The following is a 20,406-nucleotide window of genomic DNA, read 5'->3' on the forward strand; positions in this document are numbered from 1 at the left end:
GGCTGATATAATTAAGGCTTAAGGAGGAATACATGAGAATTATTCTACTAGGAGCGCCAGGCGCAGGGAAGGGTACACAAGCCCAAATACTTAAAGACAAATTTAACATCCCACAAATATCTACTGGCGACATGCTTCGTGCTGCTATAAAAGCAAATACAAAACTAGGTGTTGAAGCCAAGCAATTTATGAACAGTGGCGCTCTCGTGCCGGACAAGCTTATTATTGAATTAGTTAAAGAACGCATTCAAGATCAAGATTGTAAACAAGGCTTCTTATTAGATGGTTTTCCTAGGACTATTCCCCAAGCTGAAGCAATGAAACAAGCCTCCATTTCGATAGATATCGTTATTGAAATTGATGTTCCAGATAATGTTATTGTAGATAGGTTAAGTGGTCGAAGAACCCATCTTGCATCTGGTCGTATTTATCATATTCAAAACAATCCACCTAAAATACAAGATAAAGATGATGTTACAGGCGAACCTCTTGTTCAAAGAGATGATGACAAAAAAGAAACGATTCTAAAACGACTCGATGTTTACCATAGCCAAACGAAACCACTTGTTGATTATTATTCAAAATGGGCAGCTTCTGAAAATGAACGGCTTCGTTATATCAAGATTAATGGACTCGGCGATGTTAAAGATATTCAAAAAACAATTTTTGACCAAATTAATTAATTAATCTATGCAAGCCACCTATCCTTTTAAAGAGATTGAAGAAAAGGTTCAATCCTATTGGGACAACGAACTTACTTTCTCTGTTGTCGAGGATTCTAAAAAGCCAAAATATTATTGCTTGTCCATGTTCCCTTATCCTAGCGGAAAGCTTCATATGGGACATGTGAGGAATTATACCATCGGCGATGTATTAAGCCGCTTTCATCGCATGCTAGGTTTTAATGTATTACAGCCCATGGGTTGGGATGCTTTTGGCTTACCTGCAGAAAATGCAGCACTACAAAATAAATCAGCTCCTGCAGATTGGACATACAGCAATATTGATTATATGAAGCATCAGTTAAAGAAGCTAGGTCTAGCTATTGACTGGAAAAGAGAGATTGCAACATGTCGCCCAGATTATTACAAATGGGAGCAATGGCTTTTCACTCAGCTTTTTAAAAAGAAATTAATTTATAAAAAAATTTCTACTGTTAATTGGGACCCTATTGATCAAACTGTTCTTGCAAATGAACAAGTGATTGACGGCAAAGGATGGAGATCTGGTGCTGTTGTTGAAAAAAAAGAGATTCCTCAATACTTCATGAAAATTACTGAATATGCGGAAGAGCTTTTAAATGATCTGGATAGCCTTGAAGGTTGGCCAGAACAAGTCAAAATTATGCAGAAAAATTGGATAGGCAAAAGTTATGGTTGTGAAATTGAATTTGACATCAAAGACCATGCTGATTCGGTTAAAATTTACACCACTCGCCCAGACACCCTCTTAGGCGTGACTTATATAGCTATTGCTGCAGAGCATCCACTTACTTCTTTTATTAAAAAAAATAATCCTACAATTGAAGCATTTGTTAATGAATGCACAAGAGGAAGTGTTGCTGAAGCTGATCTTGCAACTGCAGAAAAAATAGGTATCGATTCTGGACTTCGAGCTATCCACCCTATCACTCAAAAAGAAGTGCCCATTTGGATTGCCAATTATGTATTAATGAATTACGGCTCTGGAGCAGTAATGGCGGTTCCCGCTCATGATGAAAGAGATTTTCATTTTGCGAAAAAGTATAAACTCGAAATTGAACAGGTCATTGAACCAATAGATTCAAAAACAATTAATTTATCTGAGGCTGCGTATACTGAGCATGGTAGGCTAATTAATTCTGGTGAATTTAATGGCTTGGAATTTCAGTCAGCATTCGATGCCATTGTTAAAAAACTAACATCCCTAAATAAAGGTAAAAAAACAACGCAATTTAGATTGCGTGATTGGGGTATTTCAAGGCAGCGTTACTGGGGATGTCCGATACCTATTATTAAATGCCAGTCATGTGGCGAAGTGCCTGTGCCTGAAAAAGACTTACCTGTTGTATTACCTGAAAACATTGTTATGAATGGTGTTGGCTCCCCCATCAAGCAAGCTGAGTCTTTTTACAAAACAACCTGCCCTTCCTGCGGCAAAAATGCTGAAAGAGAAACAGACACAATGGATACTTTTGTGGAGTCCTCCTGGTATTTTGCTCGCTATCCAAGTTATGACAATCAAAATGCCATGGTGGATGAGAGAAGCAATTATTGGATGCCTGTTGATCAATACATTGGTGGCATTGAACATGCGATTTTACATTTATTATATGCGCGCTTCTTTAATAAGCTTTTAAGAGACCTTGGACTTATAAAACATAAGGAGCCATTTAAAAATCTTTTGACTCAGGGCATGGTATTAAAAAACGGTACCAAAATGTCAAAATCAAAAGGCAATACCGTTGACCCTCAGTCACTCATTGATCAATTTGGTGCTGATACTGCCAGACTTTTTATTATGTTTGCAGCCCCCCCGGAACAAAGCTTAGAGTGGTCAGATAGTGGTGTTGAGGGGGCCAATCGTTTCCTAAAACGGCTTTGGAAAACTGTTTATGACCATCATGCTAAAGGAAAAATTGAGTCCTACAAGGAAGGCGAACTCTCAGATCAAACAAAGAATTTAAGATTCGAGCTACATCACACTATACAAAAAATTACCGATGATATTCAAAGAAGACATAGTTTTAATACAGCCATATCTTCAGTAATGGAGCTTATGAATACTTTTGCAAAAGTTGAAGGTGAAGATGCTGTAACACTTTCAGTGAAACAAGAAGTCATACAAAATGTAATTTTATTACTTAACCCTTTCGTACCTCATATATGTCATGCCTTATGGGATCACCTTTTTAATAATCCTATTGATCAAGAGCTTTGGCCTAAAGCCGACTCTAATGCATTAATTAAAAACGAATATGCTATGGTGATCCAAGTGAACGGAAAACTCAGAGGAAATATGCTAGTATCAGCAGATCTTGAACAAAAAGATATTGAGCGCATGGCCCTCGAAAATGAAGATGTTAAAAGATTTATTGGCCATGAAGATAATGTTAAAAAAATGATATTTGTACCTAAAAAACTCATTAATATCGTCACAGGATAAATGATGAATACCATATATGAAAAATTTATAACGCTCTTCATGCTTCTAATGATAACAAGCTGTGGATTTCATTTGAGAGGTATGACAGAAATATCATTTAAAACAATCAGCTTAGAAGGTAAGGAATTAAGTTTTACAAAAAATCTCAAAAAAACTCTAGCTAGTAATAAAGTGGCTATTATTCTTCCGACAGAAAATCCAGAATTAAGAATTGAACTTCTTAGTGAAGAGAGCGAAAAAAGAATTTTATCTTTAAGCGGCCAAGGTCTTGTTCGAGAATTTGAGATTTTCTATAGAGTTCGTTACCGAATTAAAACTATAGATAGCGAAACTTGGAGCCAAGAAAATATTATAGAAACACGTCGTGACTTTACCTTCAGTGACTCAAATCTTATTGGCAAAGAAGAAGAAGAAAGACAGCTTAATGAATCTATGCGTAATGAAGCTATCACAAATCTATTTAATCAAATTCAGCATACTAATAAATAATTAATGGCAGTATTTGATTCGGAAGCATTTAGTAAAGAGCTTCAAAAAAATCAGCAATCAAAATTCCTTCTTTTGGGGGATGAAGCACTCTCAAGAAAAGAGGCTTTCGACATCATCCGTCAATTTGCAAAAGAGCTATGTTATACAGAAAAATTAAGCTTTACTGTTGATCGTTATTTTAAATGGGATCAATGTGCTTCATCCCTTCGCTCCCAGGGCTTGTTTTCTCAAAAACGCATTATTGAAATAATCATTCCCTCAGGAAAAATAAATGCTGAGGGTGGGGAGTCTTTTTACGAAATTATCCAAAATTTTTCTCAAGATGATCTTATTGTTGTTCATTTGCCTCAAATAGATAAGGAAACAAAGCTGCAGAAATGGTTTAAAGAAATTGAAAAAATTGCTTACACAATTAGACTTGATGAAATTAAACCATCCGAACTTCCTTTTTGGCTAAAGAAAAGAGCTTCTTTATTATCAATAAACTTAGATGAAGGAAGTATTCAGCTGATTAGTCAATTTGTTCATGGGAATATGCTTGCCGCTGACCAAGAATTAAATAAATTAGCATTACTTTTTCCAAGCCAATCAATTTCATATGAAAAAGTTTCACAATCTATTTCAAATGTCTCTCGTTATGATGCTTTTGAGCTCACTGAATATGTATTAAATGGCGACCAGATGAAAACCATTTCAACGCTTAATTTCTTAAAAGAAGAAGGCCAAAATCCTATTAGTATTACAAGCTCCCTTTCTTGGGTATTAAAGCCTATGCTTGAAATAAAAGAACTTGATTTCAGAGGCCAATCTTTGGAAAACCATCTCACAAAATCAAGAATATTTGGAGATAAGCTTTTGTTTACTAAACAAGCATTGTCTTTTTTTTCGCTCAAACATCTAAGAGCAGCTATTCAAAAACTATCTGAGATAGATAAAATATCAAAGGGTGTTTCACCGGGTGATGCTTGGCTAGAAATGACTAGACTTTGCCTGGGGCTTGCAAAAATAGCATCTCGAGGCCGAAAAATTTGATCCTATACAAGTTAATTTCTTAACGCGTATAATTCACACATGACAAATATTAATCAATATCTTAAAAAGATTGGACTAGAAGCAAAAAAAGCTTCATGCCTGATGGCTAAAGCATCAACACAACAAAAAAATGATGCATTAACTCATCTCATTCATCTTTTAAATACAAAAACAAAAACTATTCTGAAAGCCAATGAGAAAGATGTTAAAGAAGCTAAAAAAAATAAATTAGATCGCGCTTCCATCGATCGTCTTATCATTTCAAGCAAAACTATTGATTCGATGATTAAAGGCATACAAGATATCATTGACCTTAAGGATCCTATTGGTGAAATTATGCGTTTGAATACACGTCCATCAGGTATTCAAGTCGGTCAAATGCGCGTAGCTCTTGGTGTCATAGGCATGATCTACGAATCTCGTCCTAATGTCACTATTGATGCAGCGAGCTTATCTATCAAATCGGGAAATGCCATTATATTAAGAGGGGGTAGCGAATCTATTCACTCTAATATTGCTTTAAGCAATCTTATTCACGAGGCGCTTAAAAAAGCTGATCTTTCAGATCAAGCTGTTCAAGTGATTGATTCAACCGACAGATCTATAGTTAAAGGCATGATTAAGCTTAATGACTATATTGATGTGATCATTCCAAGAGGTGGCAAAAGCTTAACTAAAATGATTAGTGATGAGGCAACTGTACCTGTCATTAAACACTTAGATGGAAATTGCCATGTCTTTGTAGATAAAAATGCAGACCTAAATAAAGCACTTAAAATTATTGAGAATTCTAAAACTCAAAGGTTAGGTACATGCAATACGACCGAATCACTTCTATTATCTAAAGATATTGCACGCGGTTTTTTACCTAAAATTGTAAAAATGCTTCATCAACATAAAGTTGAGGTTCGTGGATGTAAAGAAACTTTGAAACTTGTGAAAGGTATTAAATCAGCAAGTGAAGATGATTTTTATACTGAATACCTTGATGCAATTATTTCATGCAAGATTGTCAATGACATCGATGATGCAATTCATCATATTAATCAATATTCTTCTCATCATACAGATGCTATCGTCACTGAAAACTATGAACGCGCTATGCAATTCTTGAAAGAAGTAGATTCAAGTAGCGTTATGGTGAATGCTTCAACTCGTTTTGCTGATGGCTTTGAATATGGCTTAGGTGCTGAAATAGGCATTTCAACAAATAAATTACATGCAAGAGGCCCTGTAGGACTTGAAGGACTTACTTCGCTCAAATATATCGTATTAGGCAATGGGCATATACGTAAGTAAGGAATGTCTTTGAAACTTATTGGTGTATTAGGTGGCGCATTCGATCCAATACACTATGGTCATATTAAATTAGCTAAAGCCTGGCAAGATGTTGCGACATTATCGAAAGTGCTTTTTATTCCATCTGGTTTAGCGCCTCATAAAAATATCGTTTTAGAAAATAAGCATCGCGTAGAAATGCTTAATCTCGCTCTCAATCCATACACTAATTTCTTTACCGATGACCGTGAAATTAAAAAAAATCAAAGCGATCTTAAACCCTCTTATACGATTGAAACATTGCAAAGTCTTATAATAGAAAAAAAAGAGGATCAAGCGTTTTGTTTCTTAATGGGAAGCGATGCATTTCTAAAGCTTGAGTCATGGCATTTATGGAATGAGCTTTTTAATTATTGCCATATATTAATAATAGAAAGACGCGAATCCCCCATTATTGTAGATCAATTAACATCAGCTCTAAAAAAAGAATGGAGTGAAAGGCTCACTCAAAATATTGAGGATCTTCGCGGATCTAGTTTCGGACTAATTATGACAAAAAAATTTGAGTACATTGATATCTCGTCATCTCAAATTCGAGACGCTATTTATTCAAATAAAAATCTTACGAATCTTTTACCTGCAGCTGTTGCTGACTATATTAATCTTCACGGACTTTATCGTTAAGCTTATTTATATCGATAAATTTTGATGCTTTGTAAGGATCAAAATTTTTTAAATAAGGCACTTCGCCCAAACAAGGCGCCTCAATCCTTTCTTTTAAAAAAGATATATTCTCTTCATAAGCTAGCATATGTTGATCAATTCGATTAGCAACCCAGCCACAAAGCTTTATTTTTTTATTTAAAATTGATTCAACTGTTAATAGAGCATGATTGATGCAGCCTAACCTCATACCTACTACCAAAATAACTGGTATATCTAGGGCTTTAATTAAATCAACAGTTGAAAAATTCTCTGTCAAAGGCACAGCAAAACCTCCAGCGCCTTCAATAAATAAATAATCCATCTGTTTTTTGAATAATTGCAAATGCTTTTTAATTAGATGAATATCGATTTCTTTTTTATTTTTCTTGAAACTAATATGAGGCGCTATCGGTGCCTCAAATTGATAAGGATTAATTTGATTGGTAATTAAATCAACATTGCTTACTTCTATAATCTTCTGTACATCTTCATATATGATATGCCCATTTTCTATAAAACATCCAGCAGCGACAGGTTTCATACCTCCCACACGAAATCCTTCTTCGATATATTTAGCAATTAAACTGCAAGTAACAGCGGTCTTTCCTATGTTCGTATCAGTACCAGTTATAAAAAATGAATGCATTATTGTTTTGAATAAAACTTAACAATTGATGACTCATTATGCGGCTTATTCACTCTCCATGCATGCCCATATACAACCTCGTAACTTGCAGGTAATTTATCATTAGCTCTGTAAACTTCATACAATTTTTCCAATTGGTACAAGAAGCCTTTGCCTGTCATACCCTTCGCTCTTCCCTGAAGTGCATTTCGAGCGCCAATATGCTTCAAGTCATACATAATTTCTTTAAATGTACTGTATGTGAGTGAATAAACATCTACATCTAAGACTGGGTCTGAAAAGCCACATCGTATTAGTGCATCGCCAATATCATGCATATCAATAAATTGATTTACGTGGGAGTGCTCAGAAAATGATGCGAGTGAAGATCTTAATTCATGAAGTGTGCTTGGTCCAAACGTGCTAAATATAAAAAGTCCATTATGAGTTAATATTTTTGCTATCTGAGCAAATACACGATCAAGGTCATTGCACCATTGAAGAGATAAATTTGACCAAACCATATCGATACTATTTTCTTCCAATGGGATAGCTTCCATATCTGCGCATATAAATTGCTGTGTCGTTCTGCTTGAAAATGCTTTTAAGAAATGATCTCTGTTTTTTTCTTCTGCTTTTTTTAGCATCTCATATGCAAAATCTAAATAAATGAGATCATGAGGCTTGTAGAAATTTTTTAAATCAGGTCCTGCATTACCCGGTCCACAGCCTAGGTCAAGAATACTGCTAGGATTAATTTTGAGTAATTTAAGTCTTAAGAACATCTCTCCTAGCACATGCCTCTGAAGAACAGCATTGTTCTCATATGAAGCCGAAGCTTTATTGAATGATGCTTGAGCTCTTTTCTTGTCAATATGATGCTGAGTCATGATTATGCTGCCAATAAAAATTGATCGAGATGATCAAAAAACTCATCCGCGTGAGATAAAAAAGGGATATGTGATGCACCTTGAATTACTTTTAATTGCCCTTCTTTTAAATGACTTTCAAGCCACTCAGAAGCTGATTTTGGTGTCAAACGATCCTTTTCGCCCACGATTAAAAGTGTTCGATGATTGATCTTATTAATGTCATCTCTCAAATCGTTATTTAATAATACATCAAGACTAAGTTGTAATGACTTAACGTCAGGTGGGTTCACTTCATCATTCATGTCTTTAAGTTTTTTAATAAGCAATTTACTATGTTTTGAATACATGAGCTGTAAAGTGTAAAAATTTATCATGGTTGATTTGTAGTTTTTAAAAAGCTTATTAGCAAAATCATTAAAATCTTTTACATCTACGCCATGACTCCAATCTGTCTGATTAATAAAACGAGGCGTCCCCCCCACCAAAACCATACGACGAATTTTTTTTGGGTATATTAGGCTCATTTTTAACGCAATAAGGCTGCCCAAAGACCATCCTAAAATATCAAATGAAGATGGTAACTCTTTACTGATTGCTTCAGCTAGATGATTAAGATCATAAGGATCGATGATATGACTTTTACCCATACCAGGAATATCAACAAGATGAAGGGTGTATTGATTTGAAAATTTCTCAATGATAGGCTTCCATATGCCGCTATGCATCCCCCATCCATGAATAAGAACAAGATCTTTGCCCTGTCCAATTTTTTTAATGTGCATCAGATTAGCTTTCAAAATCTAATATAGTTTTCATTAATGTAAGCACATCGTTATCTTGATGCAATGCTGAAAGTGAAATACGCAGTCGAGAAGTGCCTCGGGGCACAGTAGGGGGTCTAATAGCAGGAACATATATTCCCTTTTCCATTAACCATTTATTTAATCTTAATGCATTAATTTCACTTCCAACAATAAGGGGTTGAATAGGTGTTAATGAGCTACCTAAAGTCATTTTTTGAAACTTAGTATTAGCTCTAAACTGTGTAATAAGATTATTTAGGTGTGATCTTATTTGATCTGCTTTTAAAATTTGATTTAATGACTCTTTTAATCCATACGCCATAAAAGCTGGTATTGCAGTCGTATAAATATATTGTTTAGATTTTTGAATTAAATATTCGATAAGATTATTTGAAGATGCTACGACAGCACCATAGATACCAGCTGCCTTCCCTAGTGTTGCCATATAGAAAATTCTGGGCGAATAAGGTTCTTTAATTTTTTCTTGGTCATAAAAGTGTTGCAGTATGCCTTTGCCATTTTTACCCAATACACCAAAACCATGCGCATCATCTATATAAAGATAAGCATCGTACATTTCACATAATTGCAGCAAATCTGGAATATTAGCTAAATCACCATCCATGCTGAAAACAGCATCAGTAACAATCAGCTTTACTTTTGACTTTGATGCTTGAAGTAAATCTTCTAAATGTTGTAAATCATGATGTCGATATCTTTTATGAATGGCGCGAGAAAGAATAGACGCATCATTTAATGACGCATGATTTAACTTATCAGAAAAAATAGTATCGTCTTTCCCAACCAATGCTGAGATGACACCCATATTAGCCATATAGCCTGACGAGAATAAAAGTGCTCTTTCAAAATTTAGCGCTTCACTAAATGCATTTTCAAACGCCTCATGGAATTCATGATGGCCTGAAATAAGATGAGAAGCCCCCATGCCGTTGCCTGACAAATGAATACCTTCGATCAGCGCATCTTGGATAGATTGATTTTGTGAAAGGCCTAAATAGTCATTCGATGAAAAGCTTAAATAATTTTGATGATTAAAAGAAAGATTAGACCCCAATCTTCCGCTTAATAATTTTCTTGCTCTAAAAAGATGATTGTCTTTTAAGGATTGAAGTTCATGATGAATTTGATCTAGCATCACAAACTTATATAGGACGAATACCTAACTTATTAAATAAAGCTTGATCAACTTTTGCATCCGGATTATCTGTCGTCAATAACTTTTCACCATAAAAAATTGAGTTAGCCCCAGCTAGGAAAGCTAATGATTGAATACCTTCGTGCATCGATTGTCTTCCTGCAGATAATCTTACATAACTTTTTGGCATCGTAATTCTCGCAACAGCTATCGTTCTCACAAACTCAAAAAGATCGAGCGGTGCGGTTCCATGTAAAGGTGTACCTTCTACCTGTGTCAATAAATTAATCGGGACACTCTCGGGCTGCTTTTCCATATTGGCGAGTTGCGCAATCAAACCTGCACGTTGAGATCTGCTCTCCCCCATACCTACTATGCCGCCACAACATACATGAAGATCAGCTTCTCGAACACGGTCTAATGTATCAAGTCTGTCTTGATATACACGCGTTGAAATTACGTCACCATAAAATTCAGGCGCTGTATCTAAATTATGGTTGTAATAATCAAGCCCTGCTTCTTTTAGCATATTGGCTTGCCCATCCTTTAACATACCCAGGGTTGCGCAAGTTTCGAGTCCCATTTTTTTAACTTCTTGAATCATTTCTAAGACGGGCTTTAAATCCTTATCCTTTGGACTTCTCCAAGCAGCACCCATACAAAAACGGCTGGCGCCAGCATCCTTTGCAGCCTTCGCAGCTTTAAGCACATCATCGATCGGCAACATAGCTTCATTTTCTACATTGGTGTCATAGCGGGCAGATTGAGGGCAGTAGCCACAGTCTTCTGAACATCCTCCCGTCTTAATAGACAAGAGCGTGCTTACTTGAACTTTATTAGAATCAAAATTTTCACGATGAATGGTTTGAGCCTTAAACATAAGGTCACTAAAAGGTAGTGCATATAAAGCTTCAATTTCAGCAACTGACCAGCGGTCTTTTGGGGAATTTTTTTGTTTTTTAGGAGATTTTCGTTCGAATTGAATGGGTTGCTGACTTAAATTAGGCTGCGATTCAATCATGATAAATCCCTATCTATATGATTTAATTATTAAAATAGTCTTAAAAAGCAATTGTTAAGTTATTTTACTATAATTTGTTACAATTGTATAAAAATTAATCAGTTGTTATATTTTATGTTTTCTATAGCCCTTTTTGAACCTGAAATTCCTCCCAACACTGGCAATATTATTAGGCTTTGCGCCAACACAGGCACACAACTTCACTTAATTGAACCTTTAGGTTTTAATTTGGATGATAAGCGGCTTGTGCGCGCGGGGCTCGATTATCATGAATATGCATCAGTTAAAACTTATCCGGATTTTTCAGTATTTGAATCCCTTCATGGCGACGCTCGAATATTTGCTGTCACAACCAAAGGGAGTATGTCCTACCATGAGGTTGCATATCAAAAAGGGGATATCTTTTTATTTGGGCCTGAAACGCGAGGATTGCCTGAATCGATTCGCAATCAATTTGATGAAAATAAAAAAATAAGAATCCCTATGGTGGAAAATAGTAGGAGCTTAAATTTATCGAATGCAGCCGCGATTCTTTTATATGAAGCATGGCGGCAAAATGGATTTAAAGGTGGGGTTTAGGACTTAATGTGTTTCTGACTTTTGCTCGCGACCTAACAAGTCGATCACAGCTTCTTTAGGTGATTTACCAAAACTTAATACTTGATTTACTTCATGCGTAATGGGCATAGATACATGAAGCGCTTTTGCTCGATTCACAACCTCTTTGGCTGTATAAACACCTTCAGCAACATGACCTAAACCCTTTAAAACTTCATCAATCGTTTGACCTTTAGCAAGCCTTAAACCAACTTCACGATTTCTTGAGTAGTCTCCGGTACAAGTCAAAATTAAATCGCCAGCGCCTGTAAGTCCAATGAAAGTATCTTTTTGACCGCCCAAACTCATACCAAAACGTGTAATCTCAGCTAAGCCTCGGGTAATTAAAGCAGCTCTCGCGTTATTTCCAAATCCCATGCCATCTGAAATACCTGCAGCAATAGCGATTACATTTTTAAGTGCGCCCCCCACAGACACACCAATCACATCCTGACTTGTATAAACGCGCAAGTTATTCCCATGGATAATAGAAGCTAAGCTTTGTGTAAATGCTTCGTCGGTTGCAGCTAAGGTAAGTGCGGTGGGCAGAGATCTTACGAGCTCAGCTGCAAAACTAGGGCCTGATAAAGCACCCCAATGTTGCCCTGTTTTTTTAGGGTCGCCCAATTCTTCCATAGCAACTTCATGAGGCAGTTTTGCAGTCTCTGCTTCTAGGCCTTTATTTGCCCATATAACCGGCGCTTTATGATTTAAATATTTGATCTCTTTTAAAATAGCTCTAAAACCAGAAGTGGGTACAACCGATAAAATAAGGTCGGCGTCATGAATCGCTTCACTCAAATTATCTTCGAGCATCAATTGATCGTTAAAAGGAAAATCGCCTAGATAAAGTGGATTTGATCTTGCTTTACGCATGCCAGAGACGTGACCTGCATTTCTAGCCCATAGTGTAACGCGATGCTTTTGGCTAATTTGCATTGCCAAAGCCGTGCCCCACGCGCCCGCTCCTAAGACTGCGATCTTCAATTAATTAAATTCCCCATACCTGAGAGGTTTGGATGTATCCGTCAAGATCTTGTTGATAGCGCACTTTAATCCAACCATTTGCAATAAGCGGGTCTGAAAGTTCTATGACGACATCTTTTTCAATTGTAGCTACAAGCGCTGATTTAGATTCAGGGTCTTTGTATATATTTGCTTTATCTACCTTCACAATCACCGTTCTTTTAGATTGTAAATTTTTTGATTCTGCCCAACTTAGAGTGCCATAAGGATCTCTGACTTTAAGCCAGTCGCCAAGATTAACAATAATTTCTAAAGGATAGCCTTCGCCTACTAAATAAACTCTTTTAGTAGTGGCTGATGGCGCTTCATAGAGAATGGTTTTAGCAAATGCAACAGATCGAAATTCAGCATAAGCAGATTGTGAAATGAAGCACACAATCCATACAAAAAAATAACTAAAAAAAAAGTTAGTTTTTTGTGCCAACCGCATTACCCGCTGCTTGCTGCTTTTGTTGCAAATAAAGCATTTCAAAATTAATTGGGTTTAAGAGCACAGGGGAAAAACCTGCCTTAATCACTAAATCTGAAATAGCTTCGCGTGCATATGGGAATAAAATATTAGGACAAGTAATCGCGATAATCATTTCAAGATTTTCTTCTGGAATATTACGTAATGCGAAAATGCCTGCTTGAGTCACTTCAATGAGAAAAGCTGTTTTATCAGCAATTTTTGATGTCACAGTAATTTTTAAAGCAACCTCAAAATACCCGTCAGCCAAAGGCTTACCTGAATTACCTAATTCAATAGCAATTTGGGGGGCTTCTCGTTGTGTGAATATTTCTGGAGAATTAGGCACTTCAACCGAAACATCTTTAAGAAAAAGTTTTTCAATAGCAAAACCAGGTTGCGCGCTTCCATTTGCTTGCGGATCAATTTTGACGCTTTTTTCTGCTTTAGTTGATTTGGGTGCTGCTTTCTTTTTTTCTGCCATGTTATTTTCCAGTCACGCGAGCTTTAAAGCCGCTGTTATTTAATTAAACGAATACAGCATTCTATCTTTTTATCGAGAATATTTAAATAAAATAAGGGGAATCTTTCTAGGAAATTCCAAGAAGTGGATCGAGCTTGCCTTCTAGGTCAAGCGCTCTTAAATCATCAAACCCGCCCACATGGTATTCGCCAATGTAAATTTGCGGCACTGTGCGACGTCCAGTTTTTTCAATCATCTCTTCTAAAATAGCCGAATCTCCGTCTACGCGTATTTTTTTAATATCTGTAATCCCTTTTTTGGACAAAAGCTTTTCAGCATTTGAACAATAAGGGCAATATGCACTGGTATACATCTTAATTGATTTCATAGGGCGCTCACGTTAAGGAGTGTGAAATTTGATGACAAGCATTATAATTCATTAATCTTTAAAGCCACATATACATGCCTTCTACTATGTTAAAAAAACCTGTATTACTCATCATCTTGGATGGCTTTGGACACCGAGAAGATGAAAACCATAATGCAATTAAAAATGCAAAAATGCCTCACTGGAATAGTTTGTGGGCTAAATATGCGCATAGCTTTATTAATGCCTCAGAGGAATTTGTAGGCTTACCTCAAGGACAAATGGGTAATTCAGAAGTAGGTCATTTAAATATAGGTGCTGGTCGTATTGTTCAGCAAGATCTTGAAAGAATTAATTCAAGTATCGCCTCAGGTGATTTTTTTAAAAATGCAGCACTGATCAACGCATTCAAATCAATTAAAGAAAAGGGGAAAGCCTTGCATCTTTTAGGTCTTTTTTCTGATGGCGGTGTTCATAGTCATTTAGATCACTTCTATGCCATGTTAAAACTCGCGAAGCAATGTGATCTAAAAGATGTTTACGTTCATCCTTTCTTGGATGGTCGAGATACGCCACCTAAAAGCGCTTTGCAATATATCGAACAACTCGAATCTCATTTAAAAGACATAGGTATTGGTAAAATTGCTTCTATATCAGGTCGCTACTATGCAATGGATCGCGATAAGCGCTGGCTTCGTATTGAGTTGGCTTATAACGCATTAACCATGGGGTCTCCTATTCATCTCAGAGATCCGATTGATGCGATTCACAAAGGATATGAAAGGGAAGAAACGGATGAGTTTATAAAACCCACATCCATTCATGATGAAAATCAAAAAGCCATCACTATCCAAGATGGTGATGCAGTTGTGTTTATGAATTATCGATCTGATCGTGCGCGACAAATTACAGATGCGCTTTTGCAAGATAGCTTTGATGCTTTTGAACGTCAAAAGAAAATCAATATCAGTCACTATTTCACACTCACTCAATATGATCAAAATGATAAAAAATCATCGGCTATTTTTAAACCGACATCAGTAAATAATTCGTTTGGTGAATACGTCTCGAAATTAGGTTTAAAACAACTACGTATTGCAGAAACAGAAAAATATCCGCACGTCACATTCTTTTTTAATGGCGGTAATGAAACTGTATATGATGGTGAGGATCGCATTCTAGTACCATCCCCTCAGGTTGCAACTTATGATCTAAAACCTGAAATGAGCGCATTTGAAGTCGCACAAAAACTTACCGACGCCATTCAAAGTAAAAAATATAACGCCATCATATGTAATTTTGCGAATGCTGATATGGTAGGTCATACGGGTAATCTTGACGCCGCGATTAAAGCAATGGAAGCACTTGATGTATGTATCGGACAAGTGGTGAATACTATGGAAGCAATTGGTGGTGAAGTCATCATTACGGCAGACCACGGCAATGCAGAACTTATGGAAGATTATGAAAATAAACAAGTCCATACCCAACATACCACCAACGTGGTGCCTTTACTCTATATAGGTCGTAAAGCGACAATTAAGCCTCACGGAAAACTCTCTGATATTGCTCCTACCCTGCTTTATCTCATGGGTGAAAAACAACCATCCGAGATGACAGGACAAAACTTAATTCAATTGAATGATTAAAGTCAAAAATGTCCCATTGAATTTTTTAATTCAATGCATCTTCATATTATTTTTATCTCATTCTGCTTTAGCTGCAACTAAAGCTGATTCCGCGAAAGAAAATTTAAATGCTGTTCATGAAAAAATTGACCAGCTTAAAAAAGAATTGAGCGGGACACAAAAAGCGCAGGAAGATGCAACTGATCAATTAAAAAAAAGTGAAAAACAAATTAGCGATACTAATCGTTCACTATACGAAATATCAGTTCAACAAAAGAAAAACTATACCAAACTTCAAGAACTCAAAGCACAATCTGATACGGTAGAATCTCAAGTTGATCTCCAGAGAAAAATGTTAAGCGAGCAAATCTACCAACAATATCTCCATGGCGATCCTGGTTATTTACAAATGATTATCCAATCTGAAAATCCGAGTGTTGTCGCGAGAAATATTCAATACTATTCTTATGTGGCTAAGGCTCGCGCTAAAAGTATTTATCAAATGCAAGGTAATTTAAAAAAGATTGAGGCCTATAGCCTTGAAACCGCATCGAAACTAAAAGAAATTGCGAACTTAAAACAAAAGGAAGAAGTTAAGCGGGCTGAGCTCGAGTCACAAAAGAAAGATCGAGCCAAACTCATTGCAAGCTTATCTTCTAAAATTAATCAGCAACGTAATGAAATCCAAAAATTAATGCGAGATGAAAAAAGATTGACTGACCTCGTTGATCGTTTGGCAAGATTGCCCTCAGCACCCGCACCTTCTAAGCGAGAAGAAAAAATATCTTCGAAAACACCTATTGTGAGGAATGAAACTATCCCTACAGAAACATTTACAGGTCAGAAATTTGAATCGCTACGAGGTAAGTTAAGCTTACCTGTAAAGGGAGATGTGATTAATCGATTTGGTTCGCCACGGGAAGATACTGGCTTATCTTGGAAAGGTTTATTTATTAAATCCAATGAAGGTAATGAAGTAAAATCAATCGCAACAGGTCGAGTGGTTTTTGCTGACTGGCTTCGAGGCTTTGGCAATCTTATTATTGTTGATCATGGGGAGGGTTTTATGAGCCTTTATGGGAACAATCAATCCACACTCAAAAAGACAGGCGAAATTGTGCGCGGAGGAGACGTGATTGCTTTAGTAGGTAACACCGGCGGAAACGAATCAAATGGTCTTTATTTTGAATTAAGAAAACTCAGTAAACCTTTTGATCCTTTGGCCTGGACTTCAATCAAATAAATTACTCACCAATCGCATGCATCAAGATACGTCGCTCATGCGATTGATAGCGATGTTCGTATAAAAAAATACCTTGCCATTGGCCTAGAGCAACTTTACCTTGCTTGATCGGTATAGACAGGCTGGTTTGTGTTAGGGCAGTTCTGATATGCGCCGGCATATCATCTTCACCTTCAGCTGTATGAATAAACAAAGAATCGCCATCAGGTACTAAGCGCTCAAAAAAACTTTCTAAATCAACTAAAACATCAGGGTCGTAATTCTCATTAATAAGTAGGCTCGCTGAAGTATGTTGCACGTAGAGCGTTAATAAGCCTTCTTTGAAATCCGATTCATTTACCCAATCCAAAACTTTTTGGGTGACATCATAAAAATGGCGACCCGAAGTACGGATCGCCAATGTTTGACTAGCCTGTTTCATCAATCAAGACTTTACTTAAATTTTAGTAAATTTAAGTTTACCTGAAACACTATCAATCTTAATGGTATCTTTTGCCATAAAATGGCCTGCTAAAATTTCTTTAGCGAGTGGATTTTCAATTTCAGATTGAATCGCTCTCTTTAAAGGTCTTGCACCATAGACTGGATCAAATCCTTCTTTGGAAATTTCTTCTAAGGCAGCATCCGTAATGTCCACTTTCATTTCAAGTTGTGCCAATCGATCTTTTAAATATTGTAACTGAATTGCTGCAATCGATTTCACATGATCATCTGCTAACGCGTGGAAGACAACCACTTCATCAATACGATTAATGAACTCTGGACGGAAATGATTTTTAACTTCACCCATCACAGCTAATTTAATGACCTGATAATCATCACCCGACATCGCTTGGATCATGTTAGAAGCTAAGTTAGATGTCATGATAATCACTGTATTTTTAAAATCTACAGTTCGTCCTTGTCCATCTGTTAAACGTCCATCGTCTAATACTTGAAGAAGCACATTAAACACATCTGGATGTGCTTTTTCTACCTCGTCTAATAAAATGACACTGTAAGGTTTACGTCTCACTGCTTCAGTGAGATAACCACCTTCTTCATAGCCAACGTATCCTGGGGGAGCTCCAATTAATCGAGCTACAGAATGTTTCTCCATAAACTCACTCATATCAATTCTGATTAAGTGATCTGGGGAGTCAAATAAAAAGTTAGCTAATGATTTACATAGCTCGGTTTTACCGACGCCTGTGGGTCCTAAGAAAAGGAAGGAGCCATAAGGTCGATTAGGATCACTTAAACCTGATCTTGAACGACGAATTGCATCGGACACTACACGAACAGCCTCATCTTGTCCTACGACACGCTCATGGAGTTTATCTTCCATTTTTAAAAGCTTATCGCGTTCACCTTGCATCATTTTTGCCACAGGAATGCCTGTGGCACGACTCACGACTTCTGCTATTTCATCAGCCCCCACTTCGGTTCGAAGCATGCGATTTGCTTGGGTCTTGGCAGTTTCAGCTTTAGCAGCTTGTTTAAGTTGCGTCTCTAATTCTGGTAATTTTCCATACTGCAACTCAGACACTTTTTGCCATTCACCTTTTCGTGTTGCCTCTTCAATTTTTAAACGTATTTGTTCAATCTCTTCTTTGATATGTTTTGAGCCTTGAAGTTGTGCTTTTTCTGATTTCCAAATTTCTTCCAAATTGCTAAATTCTTTTTCAAGCTTCTTAATTTCATCTTCAATCAACTCAAAACGTTTTTTAGACGCTTCATCTTTTTCGCGACGCATAGCTTCACGTTCAATTTTTAATTGAATAAGTCGACGTTCTAATTTATCTAAAACTTCTGGTTTAGAATCAATCTCCATCTTGATACGAGATGCAGCTTCATCAATTAGGTCAATTGCCTTATCAGGTAAGAATCGATCCGTAATATATCGATGTGATAATTCTGCTGCAGCTACAATCGCAGGATCAGTAATCTCGACATTGTGATGAAGCTCATATTTTTCTTGCAGGCCACGAAGTATTGCAATAGTAGCCTCCATAGAAGGTTCATCTACGAGCACTTTTTGGAATCGTCTTTCTAATGCAGCATCTTTCTCAATATATTTTCGATATTCATCTAGAGTCGTAGCGCCTACACAATGAAGTTCGCCACGTGCTAATGCAGGTTTTAACATATTGCCTGCATCCATAGCACCCTCGGTCTTACCAGCGCCTACCATCGTATGGATCTCATCGATAAAAACTATCGTTTGACCTTCATCCAACGCAATTTCTTTTAAAACGGCTTTTAAGCGTTCCTCAAAATCTCCTCGGTATTTTGCTCCTGCTAATAATGCTGCCATATCAAGTGATAGCACTCGTTTATTTTTTAATGAGTCAGGGACTTCACCATTGACGATGCGTTGCGCCAAACCCTCTACAATCGCTGTTTTACCCACACCAGGCTCACCAATCAATACAGGGTTATTTTTCGTACGTCGTTGTAAAACTTGAATAGTGCGACGGATTTCATCATCACGACCAATCACTGGATCAAGCTTACCGATGCGAGCTCGTTCTGTTAAATCAATTGTATATTTCTTTAAGGCTTCTCTTTGGCCGTCTGCATCTTGAGAATTTATTTTGTCATTACCTCTTACAGATTGAACAGCTTTTTCTAAAGCCGCTTTGGTTAAACCATGTTGTTTTAATAATTTAGCCACATCACTTTTATCATCAGCCAATGCTAATAAAAACATCTCGCTTGAGATATAAGCATCACCTAGTTTTTGTGAATTTTTTTCTGTTAAATTTAAAAGATTATTTAAATCTCGAGATATTGAAATTTCACCTTGATTACTCTCAGCTTTAGGTAATTTATCAATAGTTGATTTAAGCGACACTTTAAGAGGTGCTAAATTAACACCCGCATAAGATAAAAGTGAAGCTGTACTTCCGTCGTCTTGGTCAAGCAAGGCTTGAACCATGTGAACTGGCTCGATATTAGGATTGTCATTCGCATTTGCAAGACTCTGTGCATCAGCAAATGCTTGCTGAAACTTCGTGGTCAATTTATCAAAACGCATGTTAATTCCTCATAAATTAGTCTAATACTTCTTATATGGGGATGAATTGATAAATTTCAATCAGTTTATGGAATTATTTTTTAAACCATTTATCGAGAAATGCTTTAGAGATTTTTCCACTTAATGGAGTGACTTGATGCGTTGCATCATAAAAGTATGTTCTAGGAAGCTCACCGTACCAATTTGGATCAATACTATATCTGAGCCTATCTTCATCAACCTCTGCATATTGATATTGTTCATGCTGAGGGAGATTTGCCTGACTTAAAATTCTTTCAGCTTTTTTAGCAGACTCTTTTCCATCTACACATACTGTGATTAATTTAACGCTTGTATTTTTAGTGAGGACTTTACCAAGTTTTTTAAGGTCTTCTATACAATATGGGCAATCAATAGACCAAAAAGAAATAATCAAAGGCTGATTGAGATATTTCGTCTCAATAGCTTTTCGAGTGTTAATATCAAACGGCATAAAATCATATGCAAATGA

General features: G+C 36.6%; 21 protein-coding genes. 9 read left to right on the plus strand and 12 right to left on the minus strand.

Annotation, left to right across the window (positions count from 1 at the left end; all coding sequences use genetic code 11):
* Positions 1 to 32 precede the first annotated feature (32 nt).
* The 6 genes from adk (at position 33) to nadD (ending at position 6,627) form a co-directional block, all read left to right on the plus strand.
* Entirely contained in the window at positions 33 to 683 is a 651-nt protein-coding gene (gene adk, locus FIT61_RS05080; protein WP_139883635.1) for an adenylate kinase, read from the plus strand.
* A 7-nt stretch (positions 684 to 690) separates the two neighbouring features.
* Positions 691 to 3,144: a leucine--tRNA ligase gene (gene leuS, locus FIT61_RS05085; protein WP_139883637.1), complete on the plus strand. Its 2,454-nt coding sequence runs from the start codon at positions 691 to 693 to the stop codon at positions 3,142 to 3,144.
* Between the two features lie 81 nt (positions 3,145 to 3,225).
* Positions 3,226 to 3,633, plus strand: coding sequence for an LPS-assembly lipoprotein LptE (locus FIT61_RS05090; RefSeq protein ID WP_187351785.1), 408 nt, complete (start codon positions 3,226 to 3,228; stop codon positions 3,631 to 3,633).
* Between the two features lie 3 nt (positions 3,634 to 3,636).
* Entirely contained in the window at positions 3,637 to 4,665 is a 1,029-nt protein-coding gene (gene holA, locus FIT61_RS05095) for a DNA polymerase III subunit delta (protein WP_139883641.1), read from the plus strand.
* Between the two features lie 39 nt (positions 4,666 to 4,704).
* Positions 4,705 to 5,964: a glutamate-5-semialdehyde dehydrogenase gene (locus FIT61_RS05100; protein WP_139883643.1), complete on the plus strand. Its 1,260-nt coding sequence runs from the start codon at positions 4,705 to 4,707 to the stop codon at positions 5,962 to 5,964.
* Between the two features lie 9 nt (positions 5,965 to 5,973).
* Positions 5,974 to 6,627: a nicotinate (nicotinamide) nucleotide adenylyltransferase gene (gene nadD / locus FIT61_RS05105; protein WP_187351786.1), complete on the plus strand. Its 654-nt coding sequence runs from the start codon at positions 5,974 to 5,976 to the stop codon at positions 6,625 to 6,627.
* Here the strand turns inward: nadD and bioD are convergent.
* The 5 genes from bioD to bioB are packed head-to-tail and all read right to left on the minus strand — an operon-like array spanning position 6,602 to position 11,125.
* The gene (bioD, locus tag FIT61_RS05110; RefSeq protein WP_139883647.1) at positions 6,602 to 7,294 is read right to left on the minus strand and encodes a dethiobiotin synthase; all 693 of its coding nucleotides are present in this window, start codon (positions 7,292 to 7,294) and stop codon (positions 6,602 to 6,604) included. The genes nadD and bioD overlap by 26 nt on opposite strands.
* A complete protein-coding gene (bioC, locus tag FIT61_RS05115) occupies positions 7,294 to 8,163 on the minus strand; it encodes a malonyl-ACP O-methyltransferase BioC (protein ID WP_244925188.1) in 870 nt (289 codons plus the stop codon). Before bioC ends, bioD begins: the two co-directional genes overlap by 1 nt.
* A gap of 2 nt (positions 8,164 to 8,165) precedes the next feature.
* Positions 8,166 to 8,927: a pimeloyl-ACP methyl ester esterase BioH gene (gene bioH / locus FIT61_RS05120; protein WP_139883651.1), complete on the minus strand. Its 762-nt coding sequence runs from the start codon at positions 8,925 to 8,927 to the stop codon at positions 8,166 to 8,168.
* A gap of 4 nt (positions 8,928 to 8,931) precedes the next feature.
* Positions 8,932 to 10,104, minus strand: coding sequence for an aminotransferase class I/II-fold pyridoxal phosphate-dependent enzyme (locus FIT61_RS05125; protein WP_139883653.1), 1,173 nt, complete (start codon positions 10,102 to 10,104; stop codon positions 8,932 to 8,934).
* Positions 10,105 to 10,111: 7 nt separating this feature from the next.
* Positions 10,112 to 11,125 (minus strand): biotin synthase BioB, encoded by a 1,014-nt coding sequence (gene bioB / locus FIT61_RS05130; protein WP_139883654.1) that lies wholly within the window; start codon positions 11,123 to 11,125, stop codon positions 10,112 to 10,114.
* A 114-nt stretch (positions 11,126 to 11,239) separates the two neighbouring features.
* On the opposite strand from bioB, the gene trmL reads away from it, so the two are divergent.
* The gene (gene trmL / locus FIT61_RS05135) at positions 11,240 to 11,704 is read left to right on the plus strand and encodes a tRNA (uridine(34)/cytosine(34)/5-carboxymethylaminomethyluridine(34)-2'-O)-methyltransferase TrmL (RefSeq protein ID WP_139883656.1); all 465 of its coding nucleotides are present in this window, start codon (positions 11,240 to 11,242) and stop codon (positions 11,702 to 11,704) included.
* A 3-nt stretch (positions 11,705 to 11,707) separates the two neighbouring features.
* Here trmL and FIT61_RS05140 read toward each other — a convergent pair whose 3' ends face one another.
* The 4 genes from FIT61_RS05140 to grxC form a co-directional block, all read right to left on the minus strand.
* Entirely contained in the window at positions 11,708 to 12,709 is a 1,002-nt protein-coding gene (locus FIT61_RS05140) for an NAD(P)H-dependent glycerol-3-phosphate dehydrogenase (protein WP_139883658.1), read from the minus strand.
* A 4-nt stretch (positions 12,710 to 12,713) separates the two neighbouring features.
* Positions 12,714 to 13,178 carry an SH3 domain-containing protein gene (locus tag FIT61_RS05145; protein ID WP_139883659.1) on the minus strand — a complete coding sequence of 155 codons (465 nt, stop codon included), beginning with the start codon at positions 13,176 to 13,178 and terminating at the stop codon, positions 12,714 to 12,716.
* The gene (gene secB / locus FIT61_RS05150) at positions 13,156 to 13,680 is read right to left on the minus strand and encodes a protein-export chaperone SecB (RefSeq protein WP_139883661.1); all 525 of its coding nucleotides are present in this window, start codon (positions 13,678 to 13,680) and stop codon (positions 13,156 to 13,158) included. The genes FIT61_RS05145 and secB overlap by 23 nt, the downstream gene beginning before the upstream one ends.
* Positions 13,681 to 13,786: 106 nt before the next feature.
* Entirely contained in the window at positions 13,787 to 14,047 is a 261-nt protein-coding gene (gene grxC / locus FIT61_RS05155; RefSeq protein WP_139883664.1) for a glutaredoxin 3, read from the minus strand.
* A gap of 86 nt (positions 14,048 to 14,133) precedes the next feature.
* On the opposite strand from grxC, the gene gpmI reads away from it, so the two are divergent.
* Both gpmI and FIT61_RS05165 read left to right on the plus strand, forming a co-directional pair.
* Positions 14,134 to 15,675 carry a 2,3-bisphosphoglycerate-independent phosphoglycerate mutase gene (gene gpmI, locus FIT61_RS05160; protein ID WP_139883949.1) on the plus strand — a complete coding sequence of 514 codons (1,542 nt, stop codon included), beginning with the start codon at positions 14,134 to 14,136 and terminating at the stop codon, positions 15,673 to 15,675.
* Complete coding sequence (locus FIT61_RS05165; RefSeq protein ID WP_139873723.1) at positions 15,668 to 16,897, plus strand: murein hydrolase activator EnvC family protein; 1,230 nt, start codon at positions 15,668 to 15,670, stop codon at positions 16,895 to 16,897. The genes gpmI and FIT61_RS05165 overlap by 8 nt, the downstream gene beginning before the upstream one ends.
* Position 16,898: 1 nt before the next feature.
* Here the strand turns inward: FIT61_RS05165 and FIT61_RS05170 are convergent, their stop codons facing one another.
* From FIT61_RS05170 to FIT61_RS05180, 3 genes are all read right to left on the minus strand, one after another.
* Entirely contained in the window at positions 16,899 to 17,318 is a 420-nt protein-coding gene (locus tag FIT61_RS05170; protein ID WP_139873724.1) for a secondary thiamine-phosphate synthase enzyme YjbQ, read from the minus strand.
* A gap of 15 nt (positions 17,319 to 17,333) precedes the next feature.
* Complete coding sequence (clpB, locus tag FIT61_RS05175; RefSeq protein ID WP_139883666.1) at positions 17,334 to 19,916, minus strand: ATP-dependent chaperone ClpB; 2,583 nt, start codon at positions 19,914 to 19,916, stop codon at positions 17,334 to 17,336.
* Positions 19,917 to 19,989: 73 nt separating this feature from the next.
* Positions 19,990 to 20,388 carry a TlpA family protein disulfide reductase gene (locus FIT61_RS05180; protein ID WP_139873726.1) on the minus strand — a complete coding sequence of 133 codons (399 nt, stop codon included), beginning with the start codon at positions 20,386 to 20,388 and terminating at the stop codon, positions 19,990 to 19,992.
* Positions 20,389 to 20,406: the final 18 nt, after the last annotated feature.

This window comes from Candidatus Methylopumilus rimovensis (genome assembly GCF_006364615.1).
Lineage (GTDB): Bacteria > Pseudomonadota > Gammaproteobacteria > Burkholderiales > Methylophilaceae > Methylopumilus > Methylopumilus rimovensis.